This window comes from Streptomyces pristinaespiralis (assembly GCF_001278075.1).
GTDB lineage: Bacteria > Actinomycetota > Actinomycetes > Streptomycetales > Streptomycetaceae > Streptomyces > Streptomyces pristinaespiralis.
Genome location: NZ_CP011340.1, coordinates 3,332,637 through 3,357,808 on the forward strand (window position 1 = coordinate 3,332,637; position 25,172 = coordinate 3,357,808).

At 71.8% G+C, this 25,172-nt stretch carries 20 protein-coding genes; 12 read left to right on the plus strand and 8 right to left on the minus strand.

Annotation, left to right across the window (positions count from 1 at the left end; genetic code table 11):
* Positions 1 to 59 precede the first annotated feature (59 nt).
* The gene (locus SPRI_RS13810; RefSeq protein WP_005312560.1) at positions 60 to 650 is read right to left on the minus strand and encodes a DUF4245 domain-containing protein; all 591 of its coding nucleotides are present in this window, start codon (positions 648 to 650) and stop codon (positions 60 to 62) included.
* Positions 651 to 786: 136 nt separating this feature from the next.
* Between SPRI_RS13810 and glpX the strand changes: the two genes are divergently transcribed.
* Entirely contained in the window at positions 787 to 1,818 is a 1,032-nt protein-coding gene (gene glpX / locus SPRI_RS13815; protein WP_005312563.1) for a class II fructose-bisphosphatase, read from the plus strand.
* 106 nt (positions 1,819 to 1,924) lie between these two features.
* Here the strand turns inward: glpX and SPRI_RS13820 are convergent, their stop codons facing one another.
* On the minus strand, positions 1,925 to 2,278 hold the full coding sequence (locus tag SPRI_RS13820) for a WhiB family transcriptional regulator (RefSeq protein ID WP_053556969.1): 354 nt from the start codon (positions 2,276 to 2,278) through the stop codon (positions 1,925 to 1,927).
* A gap of 188 nt (positions 2,279 to 2,466) precedes the next feature.
* Positions 2,467 to 3,159, minus strand: coding sequence for a DUF1707 SHOCT-like domain-containing protein (locus SPRI_RS13825; RefSeq protein ID WP_005312568.1), 693 nt, complete (start codon positions 3,157 to 3,159; stop codon positions 2,467 to 2,469).
* Positions 3,160 to 3,610: 451 nt separating this feature from the next.
* Between SPRI_RS13825 and SPRI_RS13830 the strand changes: the two genes are divergently transcribed.
* The 3 genes from SPRI_RS13830 to SPRI_RS13840 all read left to right on the plus strand — a co-directional run bounded on the left by SPRI_RS13830 (position 3,611) and on the right by SPRI_RS13840 (position 9,279).
* Positions 3,611 to 4,675: a TrmB family transcriptional regulator gene (locus SPRI_RS13830; protein WP_005312570.1), complete on the plus strand. Its 1,065-nt coding sequence runs from the start codon at positions 3,611 to 3,613 to the stop codon at positions 4,673 to 4,675.
* A gap of 97 nt (positions 4,676 to 4,772) precedes the next feature.
* Positions 4,773 to 7,445 carry a S8 family serine peptidase gene (locus SPRI_RS13835; RefSeq protein ID WP_037773842.1) on the plus strand — a complete coding sequence of 891 codons (2,673 nt, stop codon included), beginning with the start codon at positions 4,773 to 4,775 and terminating at the stop codon, positions 7,443 to 7,445.
* A gap of 157 nt (positions 7,446 to 7,602) precedes the next feature.
* Positions 7,603 to 9,279 (plus strand): fumarate hydratase, encoded by a 1,677-nt coding sequence (locus SPRI_RS13840; protein ID WP_005312575.1) that lies wholly within the window; start codon positions 7,603 to 7,605, stop codon positions 9,277 to 9,279.
* Positions 9,280 to 9,341: 62 nt separating this feature from the next.
* Here the strand turns inward: SPRI_RS13840 and SPRI_RS13845 are convergent, their stop codons facing one another.
* From SPRI_RS13845 to SPRI_RS13855, 3 genes are all read right to left on the minus strand, one after another.
* On the minus strand, positions 9,342 to 9,653 hold the full coding sequence (locus SPRI_RS13845) for a hypothetical protein (protein WP_005312578.1): 312 nt from the start codon (positions 9,651 to 9,653) through the stop codon (positions 9,342 to 9,344).
* Entirely contained in the window at positions 9,640 to 10,203 is a 564-nt protein-coding gene (locus SPRI_RS13850; RefSeq protein WP_037773843.1) for an RNA polymerase sigma factor, read from the minus strand. Before SPRI_RS13850 ends, SPRI_RS13845 begins: the two co-directional genes overlap by 14 nt.
* Positions 10,204 to 10,506: 303 nt before the next feature.
* Positions 10,507 to 12,030, minus strand: coding sequence for a ricin-type beta-trefoil lectin domain protein (locus SPRI_RS13855; protein ID WP_005312584.1), 1,524 nt, complete (start codon positions 12,028 to 12,030; stop codon positions 10,507 to 10,509).
* Positions 12,031 to 12,136: 106 nt separating this feature from the next.
* Here SPRI_RS13855 and SPRI_RS13860 point away from each other — a divergent pair, with 106 nt between their 5' ends.
* The 3 genes from SPRI_RS13860 to SPRI_RS13870 all read left to right on the plus strand — a co-directional run bounded on the left by SPRI_RS13860 (position 12,137) and on the right by SPRI_RS13870 (position 16,560).
* Positions 12,137 to 13,531: a class II fumarate hydratase gene (locus tag SPRI_RS13860; RefSeq protein ID WP_005312588.1), complete on the plus strand. Its 1,395-nt coding sequence runs from the start codon at positions 12,137 to 12,139 to the stop codon at positions 13,529 to 13,531.
* 70 nt (positions 13,532 to 13,601) lie between these two features.
* Positions 13,602 to 14,330: a cytidylyl-2-hydroxypropylphosphonate hydrolase gene (fomD, locus tag SPRI_RS13865; protein ID WP_005312591.1), complete on the plus strand. Its 729-nt coding sequence runs from the start codon at positions 13,602 to 13,604 to the stop codon at positions 14,328 to 14,330.
* 337 nt (positions 14,331 to 14,667) lie between these two features.
* A complete protein-coding gene (locus SPRI_RS13870; RefSeq protein ID WP_037773844.1) occupies positions 14,668 to 16,560 on the plus strand; it encodes a SpoIIE family protein phosphatase in 1,893 nt (630 codons plus the stop codon).
* Positions 16,561 to 16,624: 64 nt separating this feature from the next.
* On the opposite strand, the gene SPRI_RS13875 is transcribed toward SPRI_RS13870, so the two are convergent.
* Positions 16,625 to 18,859, minus strand: coding sequence for a transglycosylase domain-containing protein (locus SPRI_RS13875; protein WP_005312597.1), 2,235 nt, complete (start codon positions 18,857 to 18,859; stop codon positions 16,625 to 16,627).
* Between the two features lie 355 nt (positions 18,860 to 19,214).
* On the opposite strand from SPRI_RS13875, the gene SPRI_RS13880 reads away from it, so the two are divergent.
* The 5 genes from SPRI_RS13880 (at position 19,215) to SPRI_RS13900 (ending at position 24,130) form a co-directional block, all read left to right on the plus strand.
* Entirely contained in the window at positions 19,215 to 20,108 is an 894-nt protein-coding gene (locus SPRI_RS13880; RefSeq protein WP_037776346.1) for an SPFH domain-containing protein, read from the plus strand.
* Positions 20,105 to 20,368: a type II toxin-antitoxin system antitoxin gene (locus SPRI_RS13885; RefSeq protein WP_053556970.1), complete on the plus strand. Its 264-nt coding sequence runs from the start codon at positions 20,105 to 20,107 to the stop codon at positions 20,366 to 20,368. Before SPRI_RS13880 ends, SPRI_RS13885 begins: the two co-directional genes overlap by 4 nt.
* A 137-nt stretch (positions 20,369 to 20,505) precedes the next feature.
* Positions 20,506 to 21,030 carry a PadR family transcriptional regulator gene (locus SPRI_RS13890; RefSeq protein ID WP_005312607.1) on the plus strand — a complete coding sequence of 175 codons (525 nt, stop codon included), beginning with the start codon at positions 20,506 to 20,508 and terminating at the stop codon, positions 21,028 to 21,030.
* The gene (locus tag SPRI_RS13895) at positions 21,027 to 21,713 is read left to right on the plus strand and encodes an ABC transporter ATP-binding protein (protein WP_053556971.1); all 687 of its coding nucleotides are present in this window, start codon (positions 21,027 to 21,029) and stop codon (positions 21,711 to 21,713) included. Before SPRI_RS13890 ends, SPRI_RS13895 begins: the two co-directional genes overlap by 4 nt.
* Entirely contained in the window at positions 21,710 to 24,130 is a 2,421-nt protein-coding gene (locus tag SPRI_RS13900; protein WP_078951248.1) for an ABC transporter permease, read from the plus strand. Before SPRI_RS13895 ends, SPRI_RS13900 begins: the two co-directional genes overlap by 4 nt.
* A 29-nt stretch (positions 24,131 to 24,159) precedes the next feature.
* Here SPRI_RS13900 and SPRI_RS13905 read toward each other — a convergent pair whose 3' ends face one another.
* Positions 24,160 to 25,104 (minus strand): LysR substrate-binding domain-containing protein, encoded by a 945-nt coding sequence (locus tag SPRI_RS13905; RefSeq protein ID WP_053556972.1) that lies wholly within the window; start codon positions 25,102 to 25,104, stop codon positions 24,160 to 24,162.
* Between the last annotated feature and the right edge of the window lie 68 nt (positions 25,105 to 25,172).

A 25,172-nucleotide genomic window follows, 5' to 3' on the forward strand; every position in this document is an offset into this window, starting at 1 on the left:
GCGGCGGCCTTCGCCGTACAAGACGCGTCCGCGCCGCGCGCGGGTCGCGACGCCGGGCGTCAGGAGCCGGCGGAGGGCTTCACCGACGGGCCGGTTGACGCGGACGGAGACGCGGAGGGCGACGCGGTACCGGCCGGCTCGCCGGCCTTCAGCGCCGCCGCCATCTCGGCGAGCCGCTCGGGCCCCGCCGTGCCGGTGACCACCGTCGTCGAGCGGTCGTCCGTCAGCACCAGCGCGTCGTACTTCGGGCCGTCCCAGAACTGCCAGGCCCGTCCGGCCACCTGCTCGGTCCGGTCCGTCCTGACGGCGTCGTGCGTGACCTCCCGGACGTACTTGTCGGCGGGCCGGGCCGTGGACTGCTCCACCGCCACGTACTGGTCCTGCGGGTCCAGGAAGCCGAGGTGCCAGGCGTGGGCCTTGGTGCGCTCGAAGGTCACCGAGGTCGCCCGCCACCCCTTGTCCAGCCCGTCGGGCGCCACCACCGGGTACGGGGCGGCGCGCTGCGCCGTCACCAGTTCGACGCGGTAGTCGACCGTCCTGATCGGGTCGGCGTTCTCGTCGTGCGGAACGAGCATGTAGATGCCCGCCACGACGACGCCGATCACCGCCATGGACTGGAACATGCCCCGGATCGTCTGCTTGCCTCGCATACCTGCCACGTCCACCATGTTCGCATCCGGCAGGTCTGCTCATACGTGGCCCCCTCTGCTCATTATGTCGACGTACCGATAGAGTCGCCCCACCCTCTTTATTTACGGCCGTCGTCGTACAGAAAGGTGCGCTCCGATGACCGAGAATCATCTGCCGTCCCAGCTCGAGGTCTCTCCCGAGGCCCCCGACCGCAACCTCGCCCTGGAGCTCGTCCGGGTCACCGAGGCCGCCGCCATGGCCGCCGGCCGCTGGGTCGGGCGTGGTGAGAAGAACGGCGCCGACGGCGCCGCGGTCAAGGCCATGCGGACCCTCGTCTCCACCGTCTCCATGAACGGCGTCGTCGTCATCGGGGAAGGCGAGAAGGACGAGGCCCCGATGCTGTTCAACGGCGAGCGGATCGGTGACGGGACCGGCGCCGAGTGCGACATCGCCGTCGACCCGATCGACGGCACCACGCTGACGGCCAAGGGCATGCCCAACGCCATCGCCGTCCTTGCCGCCGCCGACCGCGGCACCATGTTCGACCCGTCCGCCGTGTTCTACATGGACAAGCTGGTCACCGGCCCCGAGGCCGCCGACTACGTCGACATCAACGCCCCCGTGTCCGTCAACATCCGGCGGGTCGCCAAGGCGAAGCACTCCTCGCCCGAGGACGTCACCGTCGTCATCCTCGACCGCCCCCGCCACGAGGGGATCGTCAAGGAGATCCGCGAGACCGGCGCACGCATCAAGTTCATCTCGGACGGCGATGTCGCCGGTTCGATCATGGCCGTCAAGGAGGGCACCGGCGTCGACCTGCTGCTGGGCATCGGCGGCACGCCCGAGGGCATCATCTCGGCGTGCGCCATCAAGTGCCTGGGCGGTGTGATCCAGGGCAAGCTGTGGCCGAAGGACGACGCGGAGCGGCAGCGCGCGATCGACGCGGGCCACGACCTGGACCGCGTCCTGAGCACCGACGACCTGGTCTCCGGCGAGAACGTCTTCTTCGTCGCCACCGGCATCACGGACGGCGAGCTGCTGCGCGGCGTGCGCTACCGCGCGGAGACCGCGATCACCCAGTCCCTGGTGATGCGCTCCAAGTCGGGCACCATCCGGCAGATCGACTCCACCCACCGGCTGTCGAAGCTCCGGGCGTACAGCCAGATCGACTTCGACCGCGCGCAGTAGCCCGCGGCCGACGACGCCGGCGGGTACGAGCACTCGCGTCGGAGCAGGCATACGGAAGGGGCGCCCTATGTGCGGGGGCGCCCCGTTTCCGTGCCGTCTTGGCGGATCAGGCCGCTGAGGCCGACTTCTTCAGCTCGATGTCGCGGCGCCTGCGCCGGGCCAGCACCACGCGGCGCTCCGCCGCGGTGAGGCCGCCCCACACGCCGTACGGCTCGGGCTGGAGCAGTGCGTGCTCACGGCACTCCACCATCACCGGGCAGCGGGCGCAGACCCTCTTCGCGGCTTCCTCACGCGACAGCCTCTCGGCCGTCGGCTCCTTGGAGGGCGCGAAGAACAGTCCCGCCTCGTCCCGGCGGCACACCGCCTCCGCGTGCCAGGGACCTGCCTGGTCCTCCCGGGCAGGAATGCGCTGGTGCGGCACGGCGGCCACCTGCAAGGACTGATGCGGCAGTTGCAGCACGGTCTACTCCTGACGACGGGATTCGCGAGCGAGAGACGATGCAGCAGTCCCTACCCGCTGTGCGCACGCCTATGCACTGAGTGGCACTGAGTTCCGACGCACGGAATTGCGGATCGGCGCGTGCGGCGCGAAAGCGCCCCCCGGGCCCTGCCGCGCCCGACCGTGCCCGCCCCTCGCCCCCGAGTCCGTCAGTGCAGGTGCTTGCGCAGCCGGTCGTGGAGGTCGGAGATCCGGCGGCCGCGCTTCGGCTTCGCCTCGACATTGCCGAAAATCGTGTAGCCGTTGACGACGACCACCGGCGCCTCGGGATCGGCGGCCTCCAGCGTCACGACCTCGAAGTTGCCGAAGATGCCGGTCCCGCTGCCGCGCAGGGAGATGTTCTCGGGGACGCGCACCTCGACGTTGCCGAAGATCGAGGTCGCGTTGATCACGGAGAGCCGCTGTCCGTAGAGGGCCTCGGTGAGGTCGATCTCGATGTTCCCGAAGAGCGAGAAGGCGTTCGTCCTGCGGCCCACCCGCCAACGGCCCTTACGGGTCGAGCTGGAGAAGACGGCGACGAGGTTCTCCGCCGGGCCGCCCGGGTCCGCCGGGTCGTCGTAGGCGCGAACGGGGGCGCCTTCGGCACGCGGGCCCGCGGCGGGCAGGTCCGCCACGATCGGCTCCAGCTCGCCCACGGTCTTGGCGCGGTAGACCGCGTCGATGCGCTCCGAGTGCTCCTCGGCGTCCAGCCGGCCCTCGGCCAGGGCGTCGCGAAGGATGTCCGCGATCCGGTCGCGGTCGGCGTCGGAGGCACGGATGGCGCCGCCCGGGGCCGGCGAGGCGGCCGGCTTCAGGGGCCGCTCGGGGCCGGAGGCCGCTGAATCATGCTTGTCGAGGTCCACGGCACCAGCCTAGCGAAACGCGATAGATCGCGACTAGTGGCCCACGCCGTTCCGGCCGAAGGCGGCCACCCGGCCGGACGAGAGCCGGCACCCGAGCCACCCCGTTGCAGGTCTGGCGGAAACCGGCCTGGCGGGAACCCGCCGCCCGCTCCGGAGTTTCCGCGGCATCCGCCTCTGGCAGTGTCCCGCTGGGGCTCCGTCGTACACGGGGCCGGCAGCGGTGGGCGGCCGGACGCGGCCGACGCGCGAGGCGGACGCGAGGCCGGACGCGGCCGCGGCGAGGGGTCGCCGGCCGCGAGGCAGAAAGCCGACCGGCCGCAGGAGTGCGCCGCCGGTCGGGGGCGCAGGAGCCGGCCGGCGGCGAGAGGGCGTGGCCGGTGCGCGAGGGGGTCGAGCCGTCGGCCCAAGCACTGTGAGCGCCCGGCGGGGCGGGTCATGAGGAGGCGGGGCGATGCTCGAAAGTCTGGGACTCGACGCCGTGCAGGAGCAGGTCTACGTCTGCCTGCTCAGAGCTCCGGCGAACGACGCGACGGCCGTGGCGGCCCGCACCGGGATCGCCGCGGAGGAGGTGATCCCGGCACTCGCCCGGCTGGAGGCGGAAGGGCTGGTGACCCGGCGCCCCGGCCGGCCCGCCGGCTACCACGCGGCGCCGCCCGACGTCACGTTGAACCTGATGGTGCTGCAACGTCTGGACGAGGTACGACGGGTGCAGCTCGCGGTCGAACGCCTCGCCGCCGAGCACCGCGCGCACGGACAGAGCGGCTCGGGCGCCGAGCCCGTGGAGGCCCTGGAAGGGGCGGCCGCGATAGCGGACCGCTACCGCCAGATCCAGCGCGGCGCCAAGGAAGTGTCGAGCCTCGTCGCCGGCCCGGCCGTGGTGGTGACCGCCTCGGACAACACCGGGCAACGGGACGCCCTGCGGGCCGGGGTGCGCTACCGGGCGGCGTACGAACGGGCCACGCTCGAACTCGACAGCGTGGACAACCCGTTGCTGCTGGAGGAGTGGGCCGCCCTCGGCGAGGAGATGCGCGTCACGCCGGAGGTCCCCCTGAAGCTGGTCATCGCCGACCGGCGCATCGCCCTGGCACTCCCCCGCCGGCAGGCCCCGGGGGCGCCGGTCGGGCTCGTGGTGCGCACCGGCATCCTCCTGGAGGCCCTCAACTGGCTCTTCGACCGGATCTGGGCGACGGCCCTGCCGGTGCCCGCGGCCCTGGCAGCCGTGCCGGAGGGGCCGTTGTCGGTGTCGGACCGGCGGCTGCTGTCGCTGTTGCTGACGGGCTGCACGGACCAGGCCATCGCGTCGCAGTGGGGCGTGAGCATGCGCACGGTGCAGCGGCGCGTGCAGCGCCTCATCGCTCTGGCCGGTGTGCAGACCCGCCTCCAACTGGGCTGGCAGGCCGCCCGCCTGGGTGGATCGAGCCGTCGGAGCGGGACGCCGGAGAGTGACGCGCGGCGGTGTGCGACCCGGCCGCACGGGGCCATGGGGGCGGTGCCGGACGGGCTGTCGCATTTGTGACAGGACGCCAACGCGACAGCCGCAGGGGCTGATGAGGGAGCGTCATCACCTGCCAGTGTGACGGCCGTTCGCAGCCCCCGAGTGCTGAAGGATGACCATGTCCCGTCCTCGCTCCACCGCCACGAACCAGAGAGCCGGGCGCGGCGCCGTCGCGATCGCGACAGCGCTGCTCGCCGCCGGGACCCTGGCCCTGACCGCTCTGCCGGCGCAGGCGACCCCTGCCGCCGCCGAGCCCGACGTGTCCGCCGCCGCGACGCCGTCCGCCGACAAGCTCGGCGGCCACGACCGCGCCCTGCTCGCGACCTACCGCAAGCAGCACCTCGCCCGTACCACCATGAAGAACGCCGACCGCGCGGTCCCGGACTTCGCGACGCTGCTGGTCGCCGTCCGGGAAGGCCGGACAGCCGAGGCGGAGCGAGCGCTCGCGGACCTCGGCATCCGGACGACGCGCACCGATTCGGCCGTGGGCTACATCAAGGCCAACGTGCCGTTCGGCATGGTGGACCGGGTCGCCGCGATCGAGGACGTCGTCGCCGTCGACGTGGACGAACTGCTGAAGATCGACGAGGTCCGTCCGGAGGGGGCGGACACCGTGGCCGCCGCCGACGGGCAGGGACCACAGGCGCCTTCCGCGAAGACCCCTGACAGCAACGCCTACATGCCGACCCGGGAGACCGGTTCGGTGGAGTTCAAGGAGGACAACCCCTCCTACGACGGCCGCGGCGTCACGATCGGCATCATGGACACGGGGGTCGACCCGACCCATCCGGCGCTCGCGAGAACCACCACCGGGGAGCGCAAACTCGTCGACACGGTCGCCGGGACCGACCCGCGCAACTTCATCGACCTGCTCTTCGACGCGACCTGGCAGAACCTGTCGTCGGCGACCAGGGTGTCCGGGCCGGTCTTCACCGACCAGGTCCGCGGCGAGACGTGGAAGGCGCCGGACTCGGCCGACCTGCGCATCGGCCTGCGTCCGATCCAGCTGCCCCAGGGAGCCACCGTCGTACCGACGCTGGTGCGCGAGTCGGACTCCGCGGTGTGGGTGGACACCGACCTCGACCACGACTTCACCGACGAGGAACTGCTGCGCCCGTACCGGGAGAAGCAGCAGGTCGCCCACTTCGGGACCGACGACCCGACGACGCCGGCCGACGAGCGGATACCGTTCACCGTCCAGGTCAGGGACGACTTCTTCCCCGGCACGGTCAGCGTCAACGTGAACATCATCACCGAGGCGCACGGCACCCACGTCGCGGGCATCACGGCGGCCAACGGCATGTTCGGCGGCCGGATGGACGGCCAGGCGCCGGGTGCCCGGCTGGTCTCGATGCGTGCCTGCCACTCCTTCGGGTGCTCCAGCGCCGCGCTGACCGACGGCATGATCGACCTCGCCACGAAGCACGGCGTCGATGTGATCAACATGTCCATCGGCGCGTCGCCCGAGTTCAACGACGGGCAGAGCGCCCGCGCCCTCGTCTACAACCGGCTGATCGACGAGTCCGGCGTTCAGCTCTTCATCTCCGCCGGCAATTCGGGCGCCGGCGTGAACACGGTCGGTGACCCGACGGCCGCCGACAAGGTCGTCAGCGTCGGCGCGTCCGTCTCCCGGGCGACATGGTGGGCGAACTACGGCTCGCAGGTGCGGGACGGGCTGGGCGTCTTCCCGTTCTCGTCGCGCGGACCGCGTGAGGACGGCGGCTTCAAGCCGGACCTGACCGCTCCCGGCGCGGCCGTGTCCACCGTCCCCGACTGGCTGCCCAACTCGTCCGTCGCCGAGACCGGCTACACCCTGCCCGTCGGCTACTCGATGATGAACGGGACCTCGATGGCGTCCCCGCAGGCCACCGGGGCGGCCGCCCTGCTGCTGTCGGCAGCCGCCCAGCGCGGTGTGAGCGCCGGCCCCGAGGAGCTGCGCTCCGCGCTGTACTCCTCGGCCCGGTACAACGACACGGTGCCGGCCGTGGCCCAGGGCCGCGGCGCGCTCCACGTGGCGGGCGCGTGGACCTACCTGTCCCGTAACGCCACCGCTGTCGACGCGGTGAGCGTCAGCGCTCCCGTGTGCACGCCGCTGTCGGGCGGTCTGGTCACCCCGCACACCGGCAGCGGTGTGTTCAACAGCTGCGCTCCGGGCAGCGGCGGCCAGGGCGTCGGTGAATCGCGTACATACGACGTGACCCTGACGCGCACGTCGGGCCCGGACCGGGCGGTGCCCTACCTCCTGACCCTGACGGGCGACGACGGGACCTTCTCGGTGCCCCGTACGGTCATGCTCGGCCTGAACGAGCCGACCGTCGTGAAGGTCGTCGCGGAGCCGTCCTCCCAGGGCGTGCACAGCGCGCTCCTGCGGATCGACAACCCGGGGACCACGGCCACCGAGCAGACGGCGATGCTGGCCGTGGAGGCGGCGACGCCGCTGGCTGCGGGCACCACGTACGAGGTGACCGGCGTCGCCGAGCGCAACGGCACGGTCCACTACACCGTCGCCGTGCCGGCGGGCACCACGGCGCTGAACGTGAAGCTGGACGGCCTCGCCGACGGCAGCCACACCCGCTGGTGGGCGTTCCGGCCGACCGGCGTCAGCGGCGAGTCCGCCGCGCCCGGCTCGCTGTCCTGCTACTCCGGCTACCTGGGCGGGAACGGCTGTGACCCGGCCGCCCGCACCTACAAGGCCCCGGCGGCGGGTGTCTGGGAGCTGGTCGTGGAGTCCCGGCGCACGTCCGCGCTCCTCGACAACCCGTACCGGCTGACGGCGACCGTCACCAAGTAGGGCCGCCCGCGGCACCACCGCGTCCACCGCCCGCGCGGTCCCGGTTCCGGGCAAGATCCCGGCAAGTGAGCCTTACCTCACAGAATCGGGCCCGCGCGGGCGTCTTACGCTGGATGGCGCTGCCAACGAAGGCACGCTGCTGTCTGCGAAGTGAGGAATGGGCGAAATGCCGGAGTTCGCGTATACGGATCTGCTGCCGCTCGGTGAGGACGCCACGCCGTACCGTCTGGTGACCGCCGAGGGAGTCTCCACCTTCGAGGCCGACGGCCGTACGTTCCTCAAGGTCGAGCCGGAGGCCCTGCGCAAGCTGGCCGCCGAGGCGATCCACGACATCCAGCACTTCCTGCGTCCGGCCCACCTCGCTCAGCTGCGGCGGATCATCGACGACCCCGAGGCCTCCTCCAACGACAAGTTCGTCGCCCTCGACCTGCTGAAGAACGCGAACATCGCCGCCGCCGGCGTGCTCCCGATGTGCCAGGACACCGGCACCGCGATCGTCATGGGCAAGCGCGGCCAGAACGTGCTCACCGAGGGCGGCGACGAGGAAGCCCTGTCGCGCGGCATCTACGACGCGTACACCGAGCTGAACCTGCGGTACTCGCAGATGGCCCCGATCACCATGTGGGAGGAGAAGAACACCGGCTCCAACCTCCCCGCGCAGATCGAGCTGTACGCGACCGACGGCGGCGCCTACAAGTTCCTCTTCATGGCCAAGGGCGGCGGCTCGGCCAACAAGTCCTTCCTCTACCAGGAGACGAAGGCCGTCCTCAACGAGGCGAGCATGATGAAGTTCCTGGAGGAGAAGATCCGCTCGCTCGGCACGGCCGCCTGCCCGCCCTACCACCTGGCGATCGTCGTCGGCGGGACCAGCGCCGAGTTCGCGCTGAAGACCGCGAAGTACGCCTCCGCGCACTACCTGGACGAGCTGCCGTCCGAGGGGTCGGAGCTCGGCCACGGCTTCCGCGACGAGGAGCTGGAGAAGAAGGTCTTCGAGCTCACCCAGAAGATCGGCATCGGCGCGCAGTTCGGCGGGAAGTACTTCTGCCACGACGTGCGCGTGGTGCGCCTGCCGCGGCACGGCGCCTCGCTACCCGTCGCCATCGCCGTCTCCTGCTCCGCCGACCGCCAGGCCGTCGCCAAGATCACGGCGGAGGGAGTCTTCCTGGAGCAGCTGGAGACCGACCCCGCGCGCTTCCTGCCGGACACGACGGACGAGCAGCTGGCCGAGGACGGGGACGTCGTGAAGATCGACCTCAACCGGCCGATGGACGAGATGCTCGCCGAGCTGTCCAAGTACCCCGTCAAGACCCGTCTCTCGCTCACCGGCCCGCTGGTCGTCGCCCGTGACATCGCCCACGCGAAGATCAAGGAGCGCCTCGACGCCGGCGAGGAGATGCCGCAGTACCTGAAGGACCACCCGGTCTACTACGCGGGTCCCGCGAAGACCCCGGAGGGCTACGCGTCCGGCTCCTTCGGCCCGACGACGGCCGGCCGGATGGACTCCTACGTCGAGCAGTTCCAGGCCGCCGGCGGCTCCAAGATCATGCTGGCCAAGGGCAACCGCTCCAAGCAGGTCACCGACGCGTGCGGCACGCACGGCGGCTTCTACCTCGGCTCGATCGGCGGCCCGGCGGCGCGGCTGGCCCAGGACTGCATCAAGAAGGTCGAGGTCGTCGAGTACGAGGAGCTCGGCATGGAGGCGGTCTGGAAGATCGAGGTCGAGGACTTCCCGGCGTTCATCGTCGTGGACGACAAGGGCAACGACTTCTTCCAGGACCCGGCGCCCGCGCCGACGTTCACCTCGATCCCGGTCCGCGGCCCCGGCCTCGCGTAGCCCGGCAGGCGACGGCCCGGCCCCTCCCGCGGCACGCGGAAGGGGCCGGGCCGTCGGTGTCGCTACGGCGAGACCGACGAGCCCCGCCGATCCTCCCGGGGCCGGTCCGCGACGGTCAGCCTGCACGCGCCGTCCTCGCAGGTGCGCCGCAGGCGGCCCCGCGAGAGGGTCTGCATCAGGCCGACGGCCCAGCACATCGGGCAGCCGCGCAGTGCCAGCACGCCGACCGGCAGGAGCAGCAGGCTGACCGGACCGGTGACCGGGACGAACGCGACCGAGCCGATCAGGCTGCCGAAGCCGATCCCGCCCCGGACCAGGTGGCGGGTCAGGGAAGAACTCGCGAAGTCGCGGCCGTCGGCGTCAGCTGTCGTCATGGGCGTCTCCAGGCGCGGGTTCCGGTGTGGCGAGAAGGGACCGCCGGACCGCGGCGCGGGCGCGGTGCAGGCGCGATTTCATCGCGGCGGTACTGAGGCCGAGGGCCTCGGCGACCATGCGTCCGCTGTGGCCCTGGATGTCCCGCATGATCAGTACGTGGCGCTGCTCGGCCGGCAGAGCGGCGACGGCGGCCGCCACCTCGCCCGCCTCTATGCGCTGCAGAGCCACTTCCTCCGCCGAGCGAACGGCGGTGTCCGGCAGGGGTGCGTGCGAGCGCATCGTCCGCGCGCGCCGCAGGCACTCGTTGCGGACGATGCGGAACATCCACGACGCCAGCGCGCCGGACGCCCGGAGCATCCCGATCTTGCGGTAGAGGATGATCAGGGCTTCCTGTGCCGCGTCCTCGGCATCCTGAGGGGTGGCGCAGAGCGAGCGGGCGAAGCGCTGCACGTTCGGGTGCGAACCCGACACCAGCGCGGTGATCGAATCGATGTCGCCGCGCTGGGCGGCGACGATCAGCTGTTCACCGGGCCAAGAGGTGTCACCCACGGGCTTGCCTCCGCCTGCGCACGACGACATAGCTGCACGTGCAGAGCAGCACGGCTCCGGCGGTGATGGCGATACCTACGATCATGAAGACCTCCCGATCCGTCCCGGCGTCCACCGGCACATGTACAGGAGGCGCGAGTCCACGGAAAGGATTCGGCCCGTCCCGGAAAAGCCGGCCGCGCCGTGCGGGCGGCGTCGTCGCGAAGGCGGAGGTCGTCGTCACGCCATGGCACCGGACGCCGGAGGGACGGAACGGCACCGCGCCCGAGGCGTGGCCTCGCGCGCGGTGCCGGGTCCCCGCCGTCAGGCGAAGCGCTGGTTCGCCGAGCCGTCGCACGCACGGAGCCGGACGGGCTCGTGCGCCGCGCCCAGGGTCAGGCAGACCCCGGTCGCGGACGCCGGACGGACCGTGGCCCCGTCACGTACGAATTTCTGGTTGGCGCCGCCGTGGCAGTCCCAGAGGACGAGGGAGACGCCCGCCCGGTAGTCACCGCCGGGCACGTCCAGGCAGCGGTCCTGGGACAGCTCCGTGTGGACGGTTCCCCGCGCGGTGTCGTGCCACCAACCCTGGTTGCGTCCGCCGTGGCAGTCCCAGCCGAGCACACCGGTGCCGTTCGCGCTCTCGGCACCCTCGATGTCCAGGCAGTTGCCCGTCGCCTCGTTGCGCAGCGGCTTGTAGGCGTCGTCCCAGGCGTGAGGGACCAGTACCGGCCTGCCCGTCGAGTTCACGTCCGCGCAGCTCGCCTCGCGCGCCGAGGAGTTGTAGATCTGGGTCAGGCACGAGGCGAAGGCGGCGTGGCCGCGGATGTTGGGGTGGAAGGACTGCCGAACCGAGTTGGCGTCCGGCGGGAAGGGGTTGCCGAGGTCGATGTACAGGCCTCGGGCCCAGGGGTCCTGGTAGCAGACCTCATGGCCGTGGAAGAGGCGGGAGTTGTCGAGGTACACGGCCCCGGTCCTGCGCGCGGCCTCGCGCATGCCGCGTTCGAAGGCGGGGACTGCGGCGTTCCTGCCCCACACGGTGTCGGAGTCGTAGCCCATCCCGCCGCAGATGAGTTTGCCCGGGAAGTCGGGGTTGTCGCGGAAGTCGGGGCCGATCGGGCTCGGGTAGCCCATGACGACCAGCTTGTAGTCGCCGTCCCGGTACCCGGCGTCGCGCATCACGGTGCGCAGGTCGCGCACGGTCTGCTCGACCTTGGGGACGAGGCCGTCGACGCGGGCCTGCCAGCCCGGGGCGTACTTGGGCTCGCAGGGTCCCTGGATCAGGATGTAGCGGGTGACGCAGTCGGTCATGACGGGGCCGAACTGGAGGTCGTCGTTGGCTCCGGCGACCAGTAGCACCATCTTGATGCGGGTGTTGCGGGCCTTGACGGCGAGGTTGTCGCTCTGGACCAGCTCGTCGGCGTACTGCTTGCTGCCGCCGATGCGGATGTTGGCGGTGGAGGCACCCGAGCAGGAGACGTTGTAGGTGACGTCGGCCGGGATGCCGGTGCGGTGGATGGCGGCGTCGGGCGAGCGGTGGCACCAGTTGTCGGGCCCGTTCGTGCCGGGCTCGTAGGTGCCGGTGCCCTCGCCGGAGATCTCGCTGTCCCCGAGCGAGACCAGGCCGGTCTTGCGCTGGTCGAGCGGACGCTCCGCCGGGCTGCCGTAGAGCGCGGTCGCCTCTGCGGCCCGGACGGCCTCGAGTTCGGGCGGCAGGGGTACGGTCGCCGAGCCGGCGGGCTCCGCTGCCGCGGGAGCGGCAACGGCCAGGCCGCTCAGTACGGTGACGAGTGCGGCGGCGGCCGCCACGGTGCGACGGAGCCGAAGTCTGGGAACGGTGCCTTTCATTGCGCCTCCCCGGGTTGTGGTTACCCGGGGTATTTACTGGCGGGTAGCGCAGTTGGGAATAGGCAGAACAAGACAAGTGCTCAACTTTTACAGGAGGTACGACACGATGAGCGACGCCGACGAGTACCGGACCGAGCACGACTCCATGGGTGAGGTGCGGGTCCCCGTCCACGCCAAGTGGCGGGCGCAGACCCAGCGGGCCGTGGAGAACTTCCCCGTCTCCGGTCAGCGTCTGGAACGTTCGCACATCGAGGCGCTCGCCCGTATCAAGGCCGCGGCCGCCCAGGTCAACGCCCAACTCGGCGTGCTGGACGAGGAGGTGGCGGAGGCGATCGCCGCCGCCGCCGCGGAGGTCGCAGAGGGCCGCTGGGACGAGCACTTCCCCGTCGACGTCTTCCAGACCGGCTCCGGCACCTCCTCCAACATGAACACCAACGAGGTGCTGGCCACCCTCGCCACCGAACGGCTCGGCCGCGACGTGCACCCCAACGACCATGTGAACGCCTCCCAGTCGTCCAACGACGTCTTCCCCTCCTCCATCCACATCGCGGCGACCGCGGCCGTCACCCGCGACCTGATCCCCGCGCTGGACCATCTCGCCTCCTCCCTGGAGCGCAAGGCCACCGAGTTCGCGGCGGTCGTCAAGGCCGGCCGTACGCATCTGATGGACGCGACGCCCGTCACCCTCGGCCAGGAGTTCGGCGGCTACGCGGCCCAGGTCCGGTACGGGATCGAACGGCTGAAGGCCTCCCTGCCCCGTCTCGCGGAACTGCCCCTGGGCGGCACCGCCGTGGGCACCGGCATCAACACCCCGCCCGGCTTCTCCGCCGCTGTCATCGCCGAGGTGGCCCGGACGACCGGGCTGCCGCTGACGGAGGCGCGCGACCACTTCGAGGCGCAGGGGGCCCGCGACGGCCTCGTGGAGACGTCCGGACAGCTCCGTACGGTCGCGGTCTCGCTCACCAAGATCTGCAACGACCTGCGCTGGATGGCATCGGGGCCGCGCACCGGTCTCGCCGAGATCGCGCTCCCCGACCTCCAGCCCGGCTCCTCGATCATGCCGGGCAAGGTGAACCCGGTGATCCCCGAGGCCGTTCTGATGGTGGCCGCTCAGGTCACCGGCAACGACGCGACCGTCGCGGCGGCCGGTGCGGCCGGCAACTTCGAACTCAACGTCATGCTCCCGGTGATCGCCAAGAACCTGCTGGAATCGGTCAGACTTCTGGCCAACGCGTCGCGCCTGCTGGCGGACCGCACCGTCGACGGCATCACGGCCGACGTGGAACGGGCCCGTGAGTACGCGGAGTCCTCGCCCTCGGTCGTCACCCCGCTCAACAAGTACATCGGCTACGAGGAGGCGGCGAAGGTCGCCAAGAAGTCGCTCGCGGAACGCCGGACGATCCGTGAAGTGGTGCTCGAGTCCGGCTATGTGGAACGGGGAGAGCTGACCGTGGAGCAGCTCGACGAGGCACTTGACGTGCTGCGCATGACCCATCCGTGAGGACCGGGCCGTGACACGGCCCGTGACACGCCTCGCGGCGCGGCCCGTTCCGTGCTCCTAAGATCTGCTCATGACAGGCACGGGAGGCCCGGCACACGGAACGGGCAGGACGGAACCGCACAGGACCGACACGGAAGGCACCGCGCGCTGGGAGCCGGGGGACCACATCCTGTGGCGGTACCGAGGGCATGCCCCGGGCCGGGCCGGCCGCGCGTTCCACATCTGCCGGCCCGTGACCGTCGTCCAGGACACCGACGAGCTGCTCGCCGTCTGGATGGCCCCCGGCACCGAGTGTGTGAAGCCGGTGATCGCGGACGGCACCCCGGTGCACGAGGAGCCGCTCGCCACCCGCTACACCGCGCCCCGCACCACCGCCCGCACCCGCTGGAGCGGCAACGGCGTGCTCAAGCTGGCGCAGCCCGGCCTGCCCTGGTCGGTGTGGCTGTTCTGGGAGCACGACTGGCAGTTCCGCAGCTGGTACGTCAACCTGGAGGAACCCCGTACCCGCTGGTCGGGGGGTGTCGACTCCGAGGACCACTACCTCGACATCTCCGTCTATCCGGACCGTAGTTGGCTGTGGCGGGACGAGGACGAGTTCGAACAGGCACAGCGCGTCGGACTGATGGACGCCCGGACGGCGAGGGGCGTACGGGACGCGGGCCGGGCGGCGGTCGAGGTGATCCGCGCCTGGGGTGCGCCGTTCTCCGACGGCTGGGAGGGCTGGCGACCCGACCCTGCTTGGCATGTACCGGCCCTTCCGGCCGACTGGGACCGGCTGCCGGCGCGGCAGGCGGCCTGATCCGGGCGCTCCGGCCGGTTCCCGACGGGAACGCGCTCCGGCGTATACGACCTCGTGAGACTCTTGATGCGCCCCCTGGGGGCAAACGTAGGATCGTCGTCCGCAAGGCTGCGCCGTACGAGGGAGCAGGAGCGCAGGTCCCGACCGTTCAGTCGTTCACCAGTCACCAAGCGTCCAGTCACCGAGCGTCTCGCACGAGGCGGCTCGAGTCACTCACCACAGGGGGTTGAGCCGTGCCGGAAGCCCGCCACCCTGTCGACGTCACCCCCAGAGCGGGTATACCGCCCCACGAGGCGATCGCAGCGCACCACCGGCCCGGATGGACGGAATCCCACGCGTGACGGAGCATCCCACCTCCCACGAAGGCCGGCAGCCCCTGGCTGCCCGGTCCCAGGAACGCACCCGGCCGCGGGCGCAGGCGGCCGGGGCGTCACCCGTGCCCGCCGGGCAGCCGCCCCAGCCCCAGCCGCAGCCGCAGGTGCACACGGCGCCGCTGCAGCCCCAGGACATCGCGGGGACCGCGAGACGGGAGGGCGACCGGCTGCGGTTCGTGGGAGCCGCCACCCGGCGGATCGCGCGCGGCATCGACCTGGACGAGATCGTCCTCGGCCTGTGCCGGGCCACCGTGCCGACCTTCTCCGACGCGATCCTCGTCTACCTGCGCGACCCGCTGCCGGTCGGCGACGAACGGCCGGTCTCCCCGTTCGTGCTGCGGCTCCGGCGCACCGACCGGCTGCGCTCCAGCGCCGACGACACGGACCAGGGCGGCGTCGGCGCCATGCCGCTGCTGGACGCCGGGAGCGAGCCCACCCCCGCCGCCGAGCTCTGTGAGGTCCGGTCCGGAGGGGCCCTGTCCGAGGTGCTGCGCGGCGTGCGGCCCGTCTTCGGCGACTCGGCCGCGGCCCGCGCCGCGCTGCCCGAGCTGCTCGGCGACGGACGTTCCGTACCGACCGGCCACCGCGCGATACTCGCGCCGCTGCGCGGCCGCCGCCGGGTGATCGGCGCGGCCGTCTTCCTGCGCCGTCCCGACCGGCCCGCCTTCGAGCCGAACGACCTGCTGGTCGCCGCGCAGCTGGCGACCCACACGGCGCTCGGCATCGACAAGGCGGTGCTGTACGGCCGCGAGGCGTACATCGCCGACGAGCTCCAGCGCACGATGCTGCCCGACTCCCTGCCCCAGCCGACCGGCGTACGGCTCGCCTCGCGCTATCTCCCGGCGGCGGAGACGGCGCGCGTGGGCGGCGACTGGTACGACGCCATCCCGCTGCCCGGCAGCCGGGTGGCGCTGGTGGTCGGTGACGTCATGGGCCACTCGATGACCTCTGCCGCGATCATGGGCCAGCTGCGGACGACGGCGCAGACCCTGGCCGGTCTCGACCTGCCGCCCCAGGAGGTCCTGCACCACCTGGACGAGCAGGCCCAGCGCCTCGGCACCGACCGCATGGCCACCTGCCTCTACGCGGTGTACGACCCCGTCTCGCACCGGATCACCATCGCCAACGCCGGACACCCGCCGCCCATCCTGCTGCACCTGGGCGGCCGGGCCGAGGTGCTGCGCGTGCCGCCCGGCGCCCCCATCGGCGTCGGCGGGGTCGACTTCGAGGCCGTGGAGCTGGACGCCCCGGCGGGCGCGACGCTGCTGCTCTACACCGACGGGCTGGTCGAGTCGCGGCTGCGTGACGTGTGGACGGGCATCGAGCAGCTGCGGGAACGGCTCGCGGACACCGCGCAGCTCACCGGACCGGACCACTCGCCGCCGCTGGAGGCCCTCTGCGACGACGTGCTCGACATGCTGGGCCCCGGCGACCGCGACGACGACATCGCCCTGCTGGCGGCCCGGTTCGACGGGATCGCCCCGAGCGACGTCGCGTACTGGTTCCTCGAGCCGGAGGACGCGGCGCCGGGCAGGGCCCGCCGCCTCGCCCGGCGGGCACTCGCCCGCTGGGGTCTCGAGGAGCTCTCCGACTCGGTGGAGCTGCTGGTCAGCGAGGTCGTCACCAATGCCGTGCGGTACGCGGAGCGCCCGGTGACCCTGCGGCTGCTGCGCACCGACGTGCTGCGCTGCGAGGTCGGCGACGACTCGCCGCAGCTGCCCCGGCAGCGGCGGGCGCGCGACACCGACGAGGGCGGACGCGGTCTGTTCCTGGTGAACCGGCTCGCGAGGCGCTGGGGCGCGACCCGGCTGTCCACCGGCAAGGTGGTCTGGTTCGAGCTGCCCACCCGGGCCTGAGACACGAGAAGGCGCCCGCACCCCCTTCGACGGGGGTGCGGGCGCCTTCTGTGTGCGGGGCCCGTCAGGGCTGGGGCGGGCGGCGGTCGGTGTCCTTGTCGGGGTCCCCGTCGCCCGGCTCCACCGGAGGCGTGAACGTCCCCGTCGGCGGCGTGATCGTCGTCGTGGGCGTCGGGACCTCGTCCGTCGGCGTGGGGTCCGTCGTCCCGGTGTCGGTGGGCGTCGGGGTCGGGTCCTCGGTCTCCGTCTCCGTCTCCGTCGGGGTCGGGGTCGGGTCCTCGGTCTCCGTCTCGGTCTCCGTCGGGGTCGGCTCCGGGCTCGCGATCTCCGCCACGTCGAGGTCGAACTCGGCGTCGGAGCCGCCGTTCAGCGCGCCGAGCGTGTAGTCGGCCCAGATCCTGGCGGGGAAGCCGCCGCCGTTGGCGCGGCCGGCCTGTGCGGTGCCGGTGAGGGACACCTGGCCGCCGCCGTCCTTGGGCGACTCACCGAACAGGGCCACCACGGTGGTGAGTTCGGGGGTGTAGCCCGCGAACCAGGCGGACCGGTTCTTCTCCGAGGTGCCCGTCTTGCCCGCCGCCTCGTAGAAGCTCGACTTCGCGGCGATCCCGGAGCCGTTCTTCACCACGCCCGTGAGGCCCGCGGTGACCGTGTCGGCCGTCTCGCGGCTGATCACCTGGCTGCCGATCGGGTCCTGGACCTCGAACTCGCGGTCCTTGTGCTCGGCCTTGGCGACGATCGTCGGGGTGACCTTCTTGCCGTGGTTGTCGAGGGTGGCGTAGACACCGGCCATGTCCCAGGTGGAGGCGCCCATGACGCCCAGCGAGATGGCGGGACGCTCGGGGAAGTTGATGTCCGGCATCCCCAGCTCGAGCGCCGTCTCCTTCACCTTGTCCAGGCCGACGTCGACGGCCATCTGCGCGAAGGCGGAGTTGATCGACCTGTTCAGCGAGGTCTGGACGCTGACCGGGCCGTAGCTCTTGTCGAGGTCGTTCTGCGGGTTGAACGGGGTGTCGCTGCCCTCGACCGGGCGCTTGCTGGTGCCGTCGTAGACGGTGTTGAGGCCGATCGGGTCGCCGTCCTGGGTGGTCGATTCGTTCTCCAGCGCGGACGCGAACACGACGGGCTTGAAGGTGGAGGCCGGCTGGTAGTCGCGGCGGGTGGCGTTCGACAGCCAGTGCTTGGTGGCGTCCACGCCGCCGTACAGCGCGACGACCTTGCCGGTCTTCGGGTCGACGGAGGTGGCGCCGGCCTGCACGGTGGCGTCGACCTTGTTGTCCTCGCGGTCGAGTTCGTCCTCGAGCTGCTTCTGGACCGCGCCCTCCAGTTCCTTCTGGCGCTTGGAGTCGATGTTGAGGGTGATCGTCCAGCCGCCGGCGTCGAGGTCGGCCTTGTCGATGCCCTGGCGCGCGAGCTCCTGCTTGGCCGCCTCGACGATGTAGCCGGCCTGGCCGCTCAGTCCGGCGGGCGCCTTCGGGGCCTGCGGGACGGGGAACTTCAGGCCGTCACGGGTGCTCTTGTCGAGCCAGCTCTCCTCGACCATGTTGTTCAGCACGTAGTTCCAGCGGTTGGTCACCGTCTCCTTGGTCTCGTCGGAGGCGACGGCCCAGTCGTAGCTGCTGGGTGCCTGGACGAGGGCGGCGAGGTAGGCGCCCTGGGCGACGTTCAGCTTCTCGGCGTCGACGCCGTAGTACGCCTGGGCGGCGGCCTGGATGCCGTACGCGCCGCGGCCGAAGTAGCTGGTGTTGAGGTAGCCGGCGAGGATCTCGCTCTTCTCCCTCTTCCGGTCCACCTTGAGCGAGATCACCAGCTCCTTGAGCTTGCGGGTGACCGTCTGGTCCTGGTTCAGGTAGTAGTTCTTGACGTACTGCTGGGTGATGGTCGAACCACCCTGCTTGCCCTGCCCGGTGAGGGTGTTCTTCAGACCGCGCAGCGTGCCCTTGATGTCGACGCCCGAGTCCTCGAAGAAGGTCTTGTTCTCGGCCGCGACGAAGGCGTACTGGACGTCCTGGGGGATCTTGTCGAGGCCGACGATCTCCCGGTTGACCTCGCCGGTACGGGCCAGGAGCTTGCCGTCGCTGTACTTGTAGACGTTGCTCTGCAGCTTGGCTTCCGCGTTGGCCTCGGGGACCGGGACGAGCAGGTAGGCCACGAAGAACGCGCCCATCGCCAGCAGGCACAGGCCGAGGAACGTGCCGAGCATCTTCTTGAACGTGAAGAAGCGGCGTATGCCCGAGGGCCTGGATTTTCTCGCCCGGCGCGCACCGCGCTGCCGGGCCTGTCGCGCTTCCGCTCGGCCCATCGCTCCGTCGCTCCCGCTCTGTCGGCCTGCCGGCTCACTCGTCCGGCGTTCTGGTCACCGGTGTCTGCCCGGAATCAGCTCAGAAAGCTAACACCGGTCACCCAGACAAAGAGGAGCTGATCCCCCCTTTTCCGGACGTGAGAATGAGCACCCCGTCTCAAGGAACCGACTCACGAGAGGGCCGCAGGGTTGCCACATGCGTTAAAGTGATATCAGTTTGCTAGACCGACGACGGACCGGCGGACGGCACACGCCGTGCGCGGAAACGGGGAAACCGACCATGCCTGTCACCTCCAGCCACGACACAGCCTCCGGCGCCGGGACGGGCGCGCCCGACGCGCCGGAAGTACCGGAGATGCCCCAGCCGCGGGTGCGTGAGTTCGCCGCCCACAGCATCGGGGGCGGCCTGGCGCTGCTGCTCGGCCTCGTCGGCCTGGCGGCGGGGGCGGCGCTGATCGTCGCCGCCACGGCGTTCGACTCCACCGGCACCAAGGCCGTCCTGATCACCGGCGGCGTCGTGATCGGCATCGCCGCCTTCCTCGCCATGTGTGGGCTGAACATGGTCGCCCCCGGCGAGGCGCGCGTCGTCCAGCTCTTCGGCCGCTACCGGGGCACGATCCGCACGGACGGGCTGCGCTGGGTCAACCCGCTCACGGCACGGACCAAGATCTCCACCCGGGTGCGCAACCACGAGACCGCCGTACTGAAGGTCAACGACGCGTACGGCAACCCCATCGAGCTCGCCGCGGTGGTCGTCTGGAAGGTCGAGGACACTGCCCAGGCGATGTTCGAGGTCGACGACTTCCTCGAGTTCGTCTCCACCCAGACCGAGGCCGCGGTCCGTCACATCGCCATCGAGTACCCGTACGACGCCCACGACGAGGACGGCCTGTCGCTGCGCGGCAACGCGGAGGAGATCACGGAGAAGCTCGCCGTGGAACTGCACGCGCGCGTCGAGGCGGCCGGCGTCCACATCATCGAGTCCCGCTTCACCCACCTCGCCTACGCCCCCGAGATCGCCTCCGCCATGCTCCAGCGCCAGCAGGCCGGCGCGGTCGTGGCCGCCCGGCGGCAGATCGTCGACGGCGCGGTCGGCATGGTCGAGGCGGCCCTGGCCCGGATCGCCGAGCAGGGCATCGTCGAACTGGACTCCGAGCGCAAGGCGGCCATGGTCTCCAACCTGATGGTGGTGCTGTGCGGCGACCGCGCGGCCCAGCCGGTCCTCAACACGGGCACGCTCTACCAGTGACGCCGCCGCCCTCCGAACGCAAGCAGGTGCTCCTGCGGCTGGACCCGGCGGTGTACGAGGCACTCGCCAGGTGGGCCGGGGACGAGCTGCGCAGCGCGAACGCGCAGATCGAGTTCCTGCTGCGGCGTGCACTGGCGGACGCGGGCCGGCTGCCCTCGTCCACGGGACCCATCGCCCGGCGCGGCCGGCCGCCGAAGACGCAGCCGGGGACGCCGGGGGACGCCGGGGGTGCGGGAGGCGCCGGGGGCAAGGCGCCGTAGCGGCGCGGAGGCGGGGTGCGGGTGCGGGGCAGGGGCGCCGAGGGGCGCCCGCGGCGGCCCGCACCCGCACCCCGTGCCGCGCTCGCGACCCACCCCCGCTATACACGCCGCGTATACACCCTGAGTACAGTGGCCTCATGTCCATCGGTCACACACTCCTCGGCCTCCTCGAGGCCGGCCCCCGCCACGGCTACGACCTGAAGCGGGCCTTCGACGAGCGGTTCGGGCAGGACCGCCCGCTGCACTACGGACAGGTCTACTCGACCATGTCCAGGCTCCTGAAGAACGGCCTCGTCGAGGTCGACGGCGTCGAGTCCGGCGGCGGCCCGGAGCGTAAGCGCTACGCCATCACGGACGCCGGGATCACCGACGTCGAGCGGTGGCTCGCCCAGCCCGAGAAGCCTGAGCCGTACCTTCAGTCGACGCTCTACACCAAGGTCGTCCTCGCCCTGCTCACCGGCCGCAGCGCCGCCGAGCTGCTCGACGGCCAGCGCGCGGAGCATCTGCGGCTGATGCGGGTCCTGACCGACCGCAAACGCCGCGGCGACCTCGCCGACCAGCTGATCTGCGACCACGCCCTGTTCCACCTGGAAGCCGATCTGCGCTGGCTGGAACTGACCGCCGCGCGGCTCGACCAGCTCGCCTCGGAGGTACGGGCGTGATCCCGGCCGGTTCCCTGCTCGTCGCAGAGGGCCTGCGCAAGACCTTCGGGTCCACCACGGCCCTCGACGACGCCTCCTTCTCCGTCCATCCCGGCGAGGTCGTCGCCGTCATGGGGCCGTCCGGCTCCGGCAAGTCGACCCTGCTGCACTGCCTCGCCGGGATCGTCCGGCCCGACGCCGGCACCGTCACCTACGCGGGCCGCGAGATCACCGGCCTGTCGGACGCGGAACGCAGCGCGCTGCGCCGCTCGGACTTCGGGTTCGTGTTCCAGTTCGGTCAGCTGGTCCCGGAGTTGAGCTGCGTCGAGAACGTGGCGCTGCCGCTGCGGCTCGGCGGCGTGAAGCGCAGGGCGGCCGAGAGCACGGCCCAGGAGTGGCTGGAACGGCTCGAGGTCGGGGACACCGCGCGCCAGCGGCCCGGTGACATATCCGGCGGCCAGGGGCAGCGGGTCGCGGTGGCCCGCGCGCTCGTCGGCTCCCCCAAGGTGGTCTTCGCCGACGAACCCACGGGCGCCCTGGACACGCTCAACGGCGAGCGGGTCATGTCGCTGCTCACCGACACGGCCCGCCGGCAGAACACGGCCGTCGTCCTCGTGACCCATGAGACGCGCGTCGCGGCCTATTCGGACCGGGAGATCGTCGTGCGCGACGGCCGGGCACGCGACCCCGAGCGCCTCGCATGAGCACGACACGGCACGCACCGCACGCCGCAGGCACGACGCCGGACCCGCAGCGCCCCGCGCACCGCCCGCACCGCGGTCCGGCCGCACGGCTGCGGGACCTCGCCATGGGCATCCGCTTCGCCGTCTCCGGCGGGCGTGAGGGCCTGACCCGTAACGCGCTGACCGCCCTCGGCGTGGGCCTCGGGGTCGGGCTGCTGCTCATCGCCGCGTCCGTACCCCAGATGATGGACGCCCGCGACAGCCGTACCGCTGCCAGGACAGCCGTCCAGCCGGCGTTCGGCAAGCAGCTGCCGGTCTCGGCGACCAGCCTGGTGACGGCGCCGGCCGACACCGACTACCGCACCCGGACCGTCGGCGGGGAGATCCTTCGGCCGGACGGCGCCGACCCTGCGCTGCCGCCGGGCCTCGACCGTGCCCCGGGGGCCGGCGAGATGTACGTCTCCCCCGCGCTCGCCGATCTGCTGGCCTCCCCCGAGGGGCGGCTGCTGAAGGAGCGTCTGCACCACCGCACGGTGGGCCTGATCGGCGACGCCGGGCTTCTCGATCCGGGTGAACTGCGCTTCTACGCGGGCAGTTCCACGCTGACCACCGACACCGGCGGTGTGCGGGTCGACGGCTACGGCACCCGGGGCGACGCCGATCCGATGGCCCCGGTGCTCATCCTCGTCGTCGTCCTGGCGTGCGTGGTGCTGCTGGTACCGGTGACCGTCTTCATCGCGACCGCCGTCCGCTTCGGCGGCGAGCAGCGCGACCGGCGGCTCGCCGCCCTGCGTCTGGTCGGCGCGGACGCCCGGACGACCCGCTGGATCGCGGCCGGTGAGGCGCTGTTCGGCGCCGTGCTCGGACTGGCCGTCGGAGCCGGGGTCTTCGCCGTGGTACGGCGGATCGCCGGGTCCGTACGGGTGTGGGACCTGAGCGCCTTCCCCGCCGACGTCGTCCCGGTGCCCCTGCTCGGCGCGCTGATCCTTCTCGCGGTGCCGGTCGTGTCGGTGGTGGTGACCCTGCTGGCGATGCGCGCCGTGACGGTCGAGCCGCTGGGTGTCGTACGTCGGTCGGCGCCGCGCCGTGGCCGCCTGTGGTGGCGGTTGCTGATGCTGCCCGCCGGACTGGCCGTGCTCCTGGCGACCGGCACCGTCGGCGACGGCTCCGAGGTCGTGGAACCGTGGCCCGTCGCCGCGGGGACGCTGCTGGTGCTCTTCTCGCTGACCGCGCTGCTGCCGTGGCTCGTCGACGCGGTGGTCCGGCGGCTCGGGCGCGGCCCGGTGGCGTGGCACCTGGCCGTGCGCCGGCTTCAGTTGGGCAGCGCCTCCGCGACGAGGGCGGTGGGCGGCATCACCGTGGCGGTGGCGGGAGCGATCGCGCTGCAGATGGTCTTCGCCGCGGTGCACGACGACTTCAACCGTGCGACCGGAGAGGACTCCGAGCGGGCGCAGCTGACGGTCTCCGCGGAGTTCCCGAGTGGTGAACTGGCCGGCGAGATGATCGCGAGGTTCCGCGCCACCGAAGGCGTGCGGGGCGTGATCGGCACGGTGGAGGCGTACGTGGTGTCCCCGGAGCCCGTCGCCGAGGAGGACATCCGGCCGACGACCCTGCTGACGGTCGGCGACTGCCCCACCCTGCGGGAACTGGCGCGCATCCGCTCCTGCGCCGACGGCGACACCTTCGTCGTGCACAGCGCCCGGGACGAGCCGCCGGGCGACTGGATCGACAGGACCGCCCGAAAGGGCAAGCAGGTGAACCTCAACAGCGACACCCCCTTCGACGGCTCCGCGCCGATGCTGTGGACGCTGCCGCAGCGGTCGCCCACGGTGATGGCGCGTCCCGACCCGGTGGGCGAGGAGCACACCGGCATCCTCGCGACACCGGGCGCCGTGGACGTGTCGGCGCTCCCCGGCGCCTGGACCACGGCGCTGGTGCGGATCGACGAGAGCGTGCCGGACGCGAAGGAGTTCGTGCGGAACACCGCCGCACGGATCGACGCCCCGGTCCGGGTGCGGACCATCCACAAGATCGAACGGGACCGGCAGTACGAGAGCGTCCGGACCGGGCTGCTGGCCGCCGCCACCGCGACGATGGGGCTCATCGCCGCGTCGATGGCGGTGGCCCAGATCGAACAGCTCAGGGACCGCAGGCGGCTGCTGGCGGTGCTGGTGGCCTTCGGCACCGGCCGCGCCACGCTGGCCTGGTCGGTGCTGCTGCAGACGGCCGTCCTGGTGGTGCTCGGCACGGCGATGGCGGTCGGGGCCGGCGTGGCGCTGGGCGCGACGATGCTGCGGATGATCGGGAAACCGGTCACGCACTGGGGGTCGTACCTCCCGGTGGCCGGCATGGGGGCGGGCCTGATCCTCGTGGTGACGCTGCTGAGCCTGCCGGTGCTGGTCCGTCTGATGCGCCCGGGGGGCCTGCGGACGGAGTGAGGTCCGCCGGTGCGGGCCCGTCCGTCCTCTCAGGGCGCGACCCGCACCGGCAGTGCGCGCATCGCCTCCCGCAGGGCCTGTGCGAACTCCTCGAACTCGCCGCCCCGGGCGGCCCCCGACCGCATCGCCAGCGCGATCCGGCGCGACGGCGCCGGATCGGCGAACCAGCCGGTCTGGAGGCGGCCGGCGCGGCCGGTCTCCACATCGACTGCCGTCCGGGGCAGCAGCGTCACACCGAGGCCGCCCGCGACCAGCTGGACGAGTGTGGCGAGGCCCGCGGCGGTCGTGGTCACGGGGGCGCCTTCGGTGCGGCCCGCCTCGCGGCAGATGTCGAGGGCCTGGTCCCGCAGGCAGTGCCCCTCGTCGAGGAGGAGCAGATGCAGTTCGCGCAGGGCCTCGCGCGGGATGTCCTGACGGCCGCCGAGCCAGTGGTCCTCCGGGGTGACCAGGACGAAGTCCTCGTCGAACAGGGGCAGTTCGGTGACTCCGGGCACCCCGAGCGGCACGGCGAGCAGCAGCAGGTCCAGCCGCCCCGCGCCGAGCCCCTCCAGCAGGGACGAGGTCTGCTCCTCATGCACCTGGAGATCGAGCTCCGGGTACCGCTCGTGGACCAGCTTCAGCACGGTCGGCAGCAGATACGGCGCGACCGTCGGGATCACGCCGAGCCGGAGCACGCCCGTGAACGGCGCCCGTACCGCCTCCGCCTCGTCCATGAGGGCGCCGACGGCCTCCAGCACGGCCCTGGCCCGGACCGCGAGCCGCTCCCCCGCCGGGGAGAGCAGCACCTTGCGCGTCGTACGCTCGAGGAGCTGGACACCGAGTGCCTCCTCGAGCGCCGAGACCGCGCCGGACAGCGCCGGCTGACTCATCCCGATTCCCGCCGCCGCGTCCCGGAAGTGCAGATGCTCCGCCACGGCAGCGAAGGCGCGCAGCTGTGCGAGACTCGGCTGTTTGCCCCTGTTTGTTACGGCCACTGATAAGTTCCTCCGATCGCGATGACCGAGTCTAGCTATTTCCGCGATCAATGCACCCTGTGCCACTA

What these genes read in the sequence shown, in the direction of transcription:
- SPRI_RS13810 (WP_005312560.1), bottom strand. Translation starts at nt 650, where the DNA reads ATGCGAGGCAAGCAGACGATCCGGGGCATGTTCCAGTCCATGGCGGTG.
- glpX (WP_005312563.1), top strand. Translation starts at nt 787, where the DNA reads ATGACCGAGAATCATCTGCCGTCCCAGCTCGAGGTCTCTCCCGAGGCC.
- SPRI_RS13830 (WP_005312570.1), top strand. Translation starts at nt 3,611, where the DNA reads ATGCTCGAAAGTCTGGGACTCGACGCCGTGCAGGAGCAGGTCTACGTC.
- SPRI_RS13835 (WP_037773842.1), top strand. Translation starts at nt 4,773, where the DNA reads ATGTCCCGTCCTCGCTCCACCGCCACGAACCAGAGAGCCGGGCGCGGC.
- SPRI_RS13840 (WP_005312575.1), top strand. Translation starts at nt 7,603, where the DNA reads ATGGGCGAAATGCCGGAGTTCGCGTATACGGATCTGCTGCCGCTCGGT.
- SPRI_RS13845 (WP_005312578.1), bottom strand. Translation starts at nt 9,653, where the DNA reads ATGACGACAGCTGACGCCGACGGCCGCGACTTCGCGAGTTCTTCCCTG.
- SPRI_RS13855 (WP_005312584.1), bottom strand. Translation starts at nt 12,030, where the DNA reads ATGAAAGGCACCGTTCCCAGACTTCGGCTCCGTCGCACCGTGGCGGCC.
- SPRI_RS13860 (WP_005312588.1), top strand. Translation starts at nt 12,137, where the DNA reads ATGAGCGACGCCGACGAGTACCGGACCGAGCACGACTCCATGGGTGAG.
- fomD (WP_005312591.1), top strand. Translation starts at nt 13,602, where the DNA reads ATGACAGGCACGGGAGGCCCGGCACACGGAACGGGCAGGACGGAACCG.
- SPRI_RS13875 (WP_005312597.1), bottom strand. Translation starts at nt 18,859, where the DNA reads ATGGGCCGAGCGGAAGCGCGACAGGCCCGGCAGCGCGGTGCGCGCCGG.
- SPRI_RS13880 (WP_037776346.1), top strand. Translation starts at nt 19,215, where the DNA reads ATGCCCCAGCCGCGGGTGCGTGAGTTCGCCGCCCACAGCATCGGGGGC.
- SPRI_RS13890 (WP_005312607.1), top strand. Translation starts at nt 20,506, where the DNA reads ATGTCCATCGGTCACACACTCCTCGGCCTCCTCGAGGCCGGCCCCCGC.
- SPRI_RS13900 (WP_078951248.1), top strand. Translation starts at nt 21,710, where the DNA reads ATGAGCACGACACGGCACGCACCGCACGCCGCAGGCACGACGCCGGAC.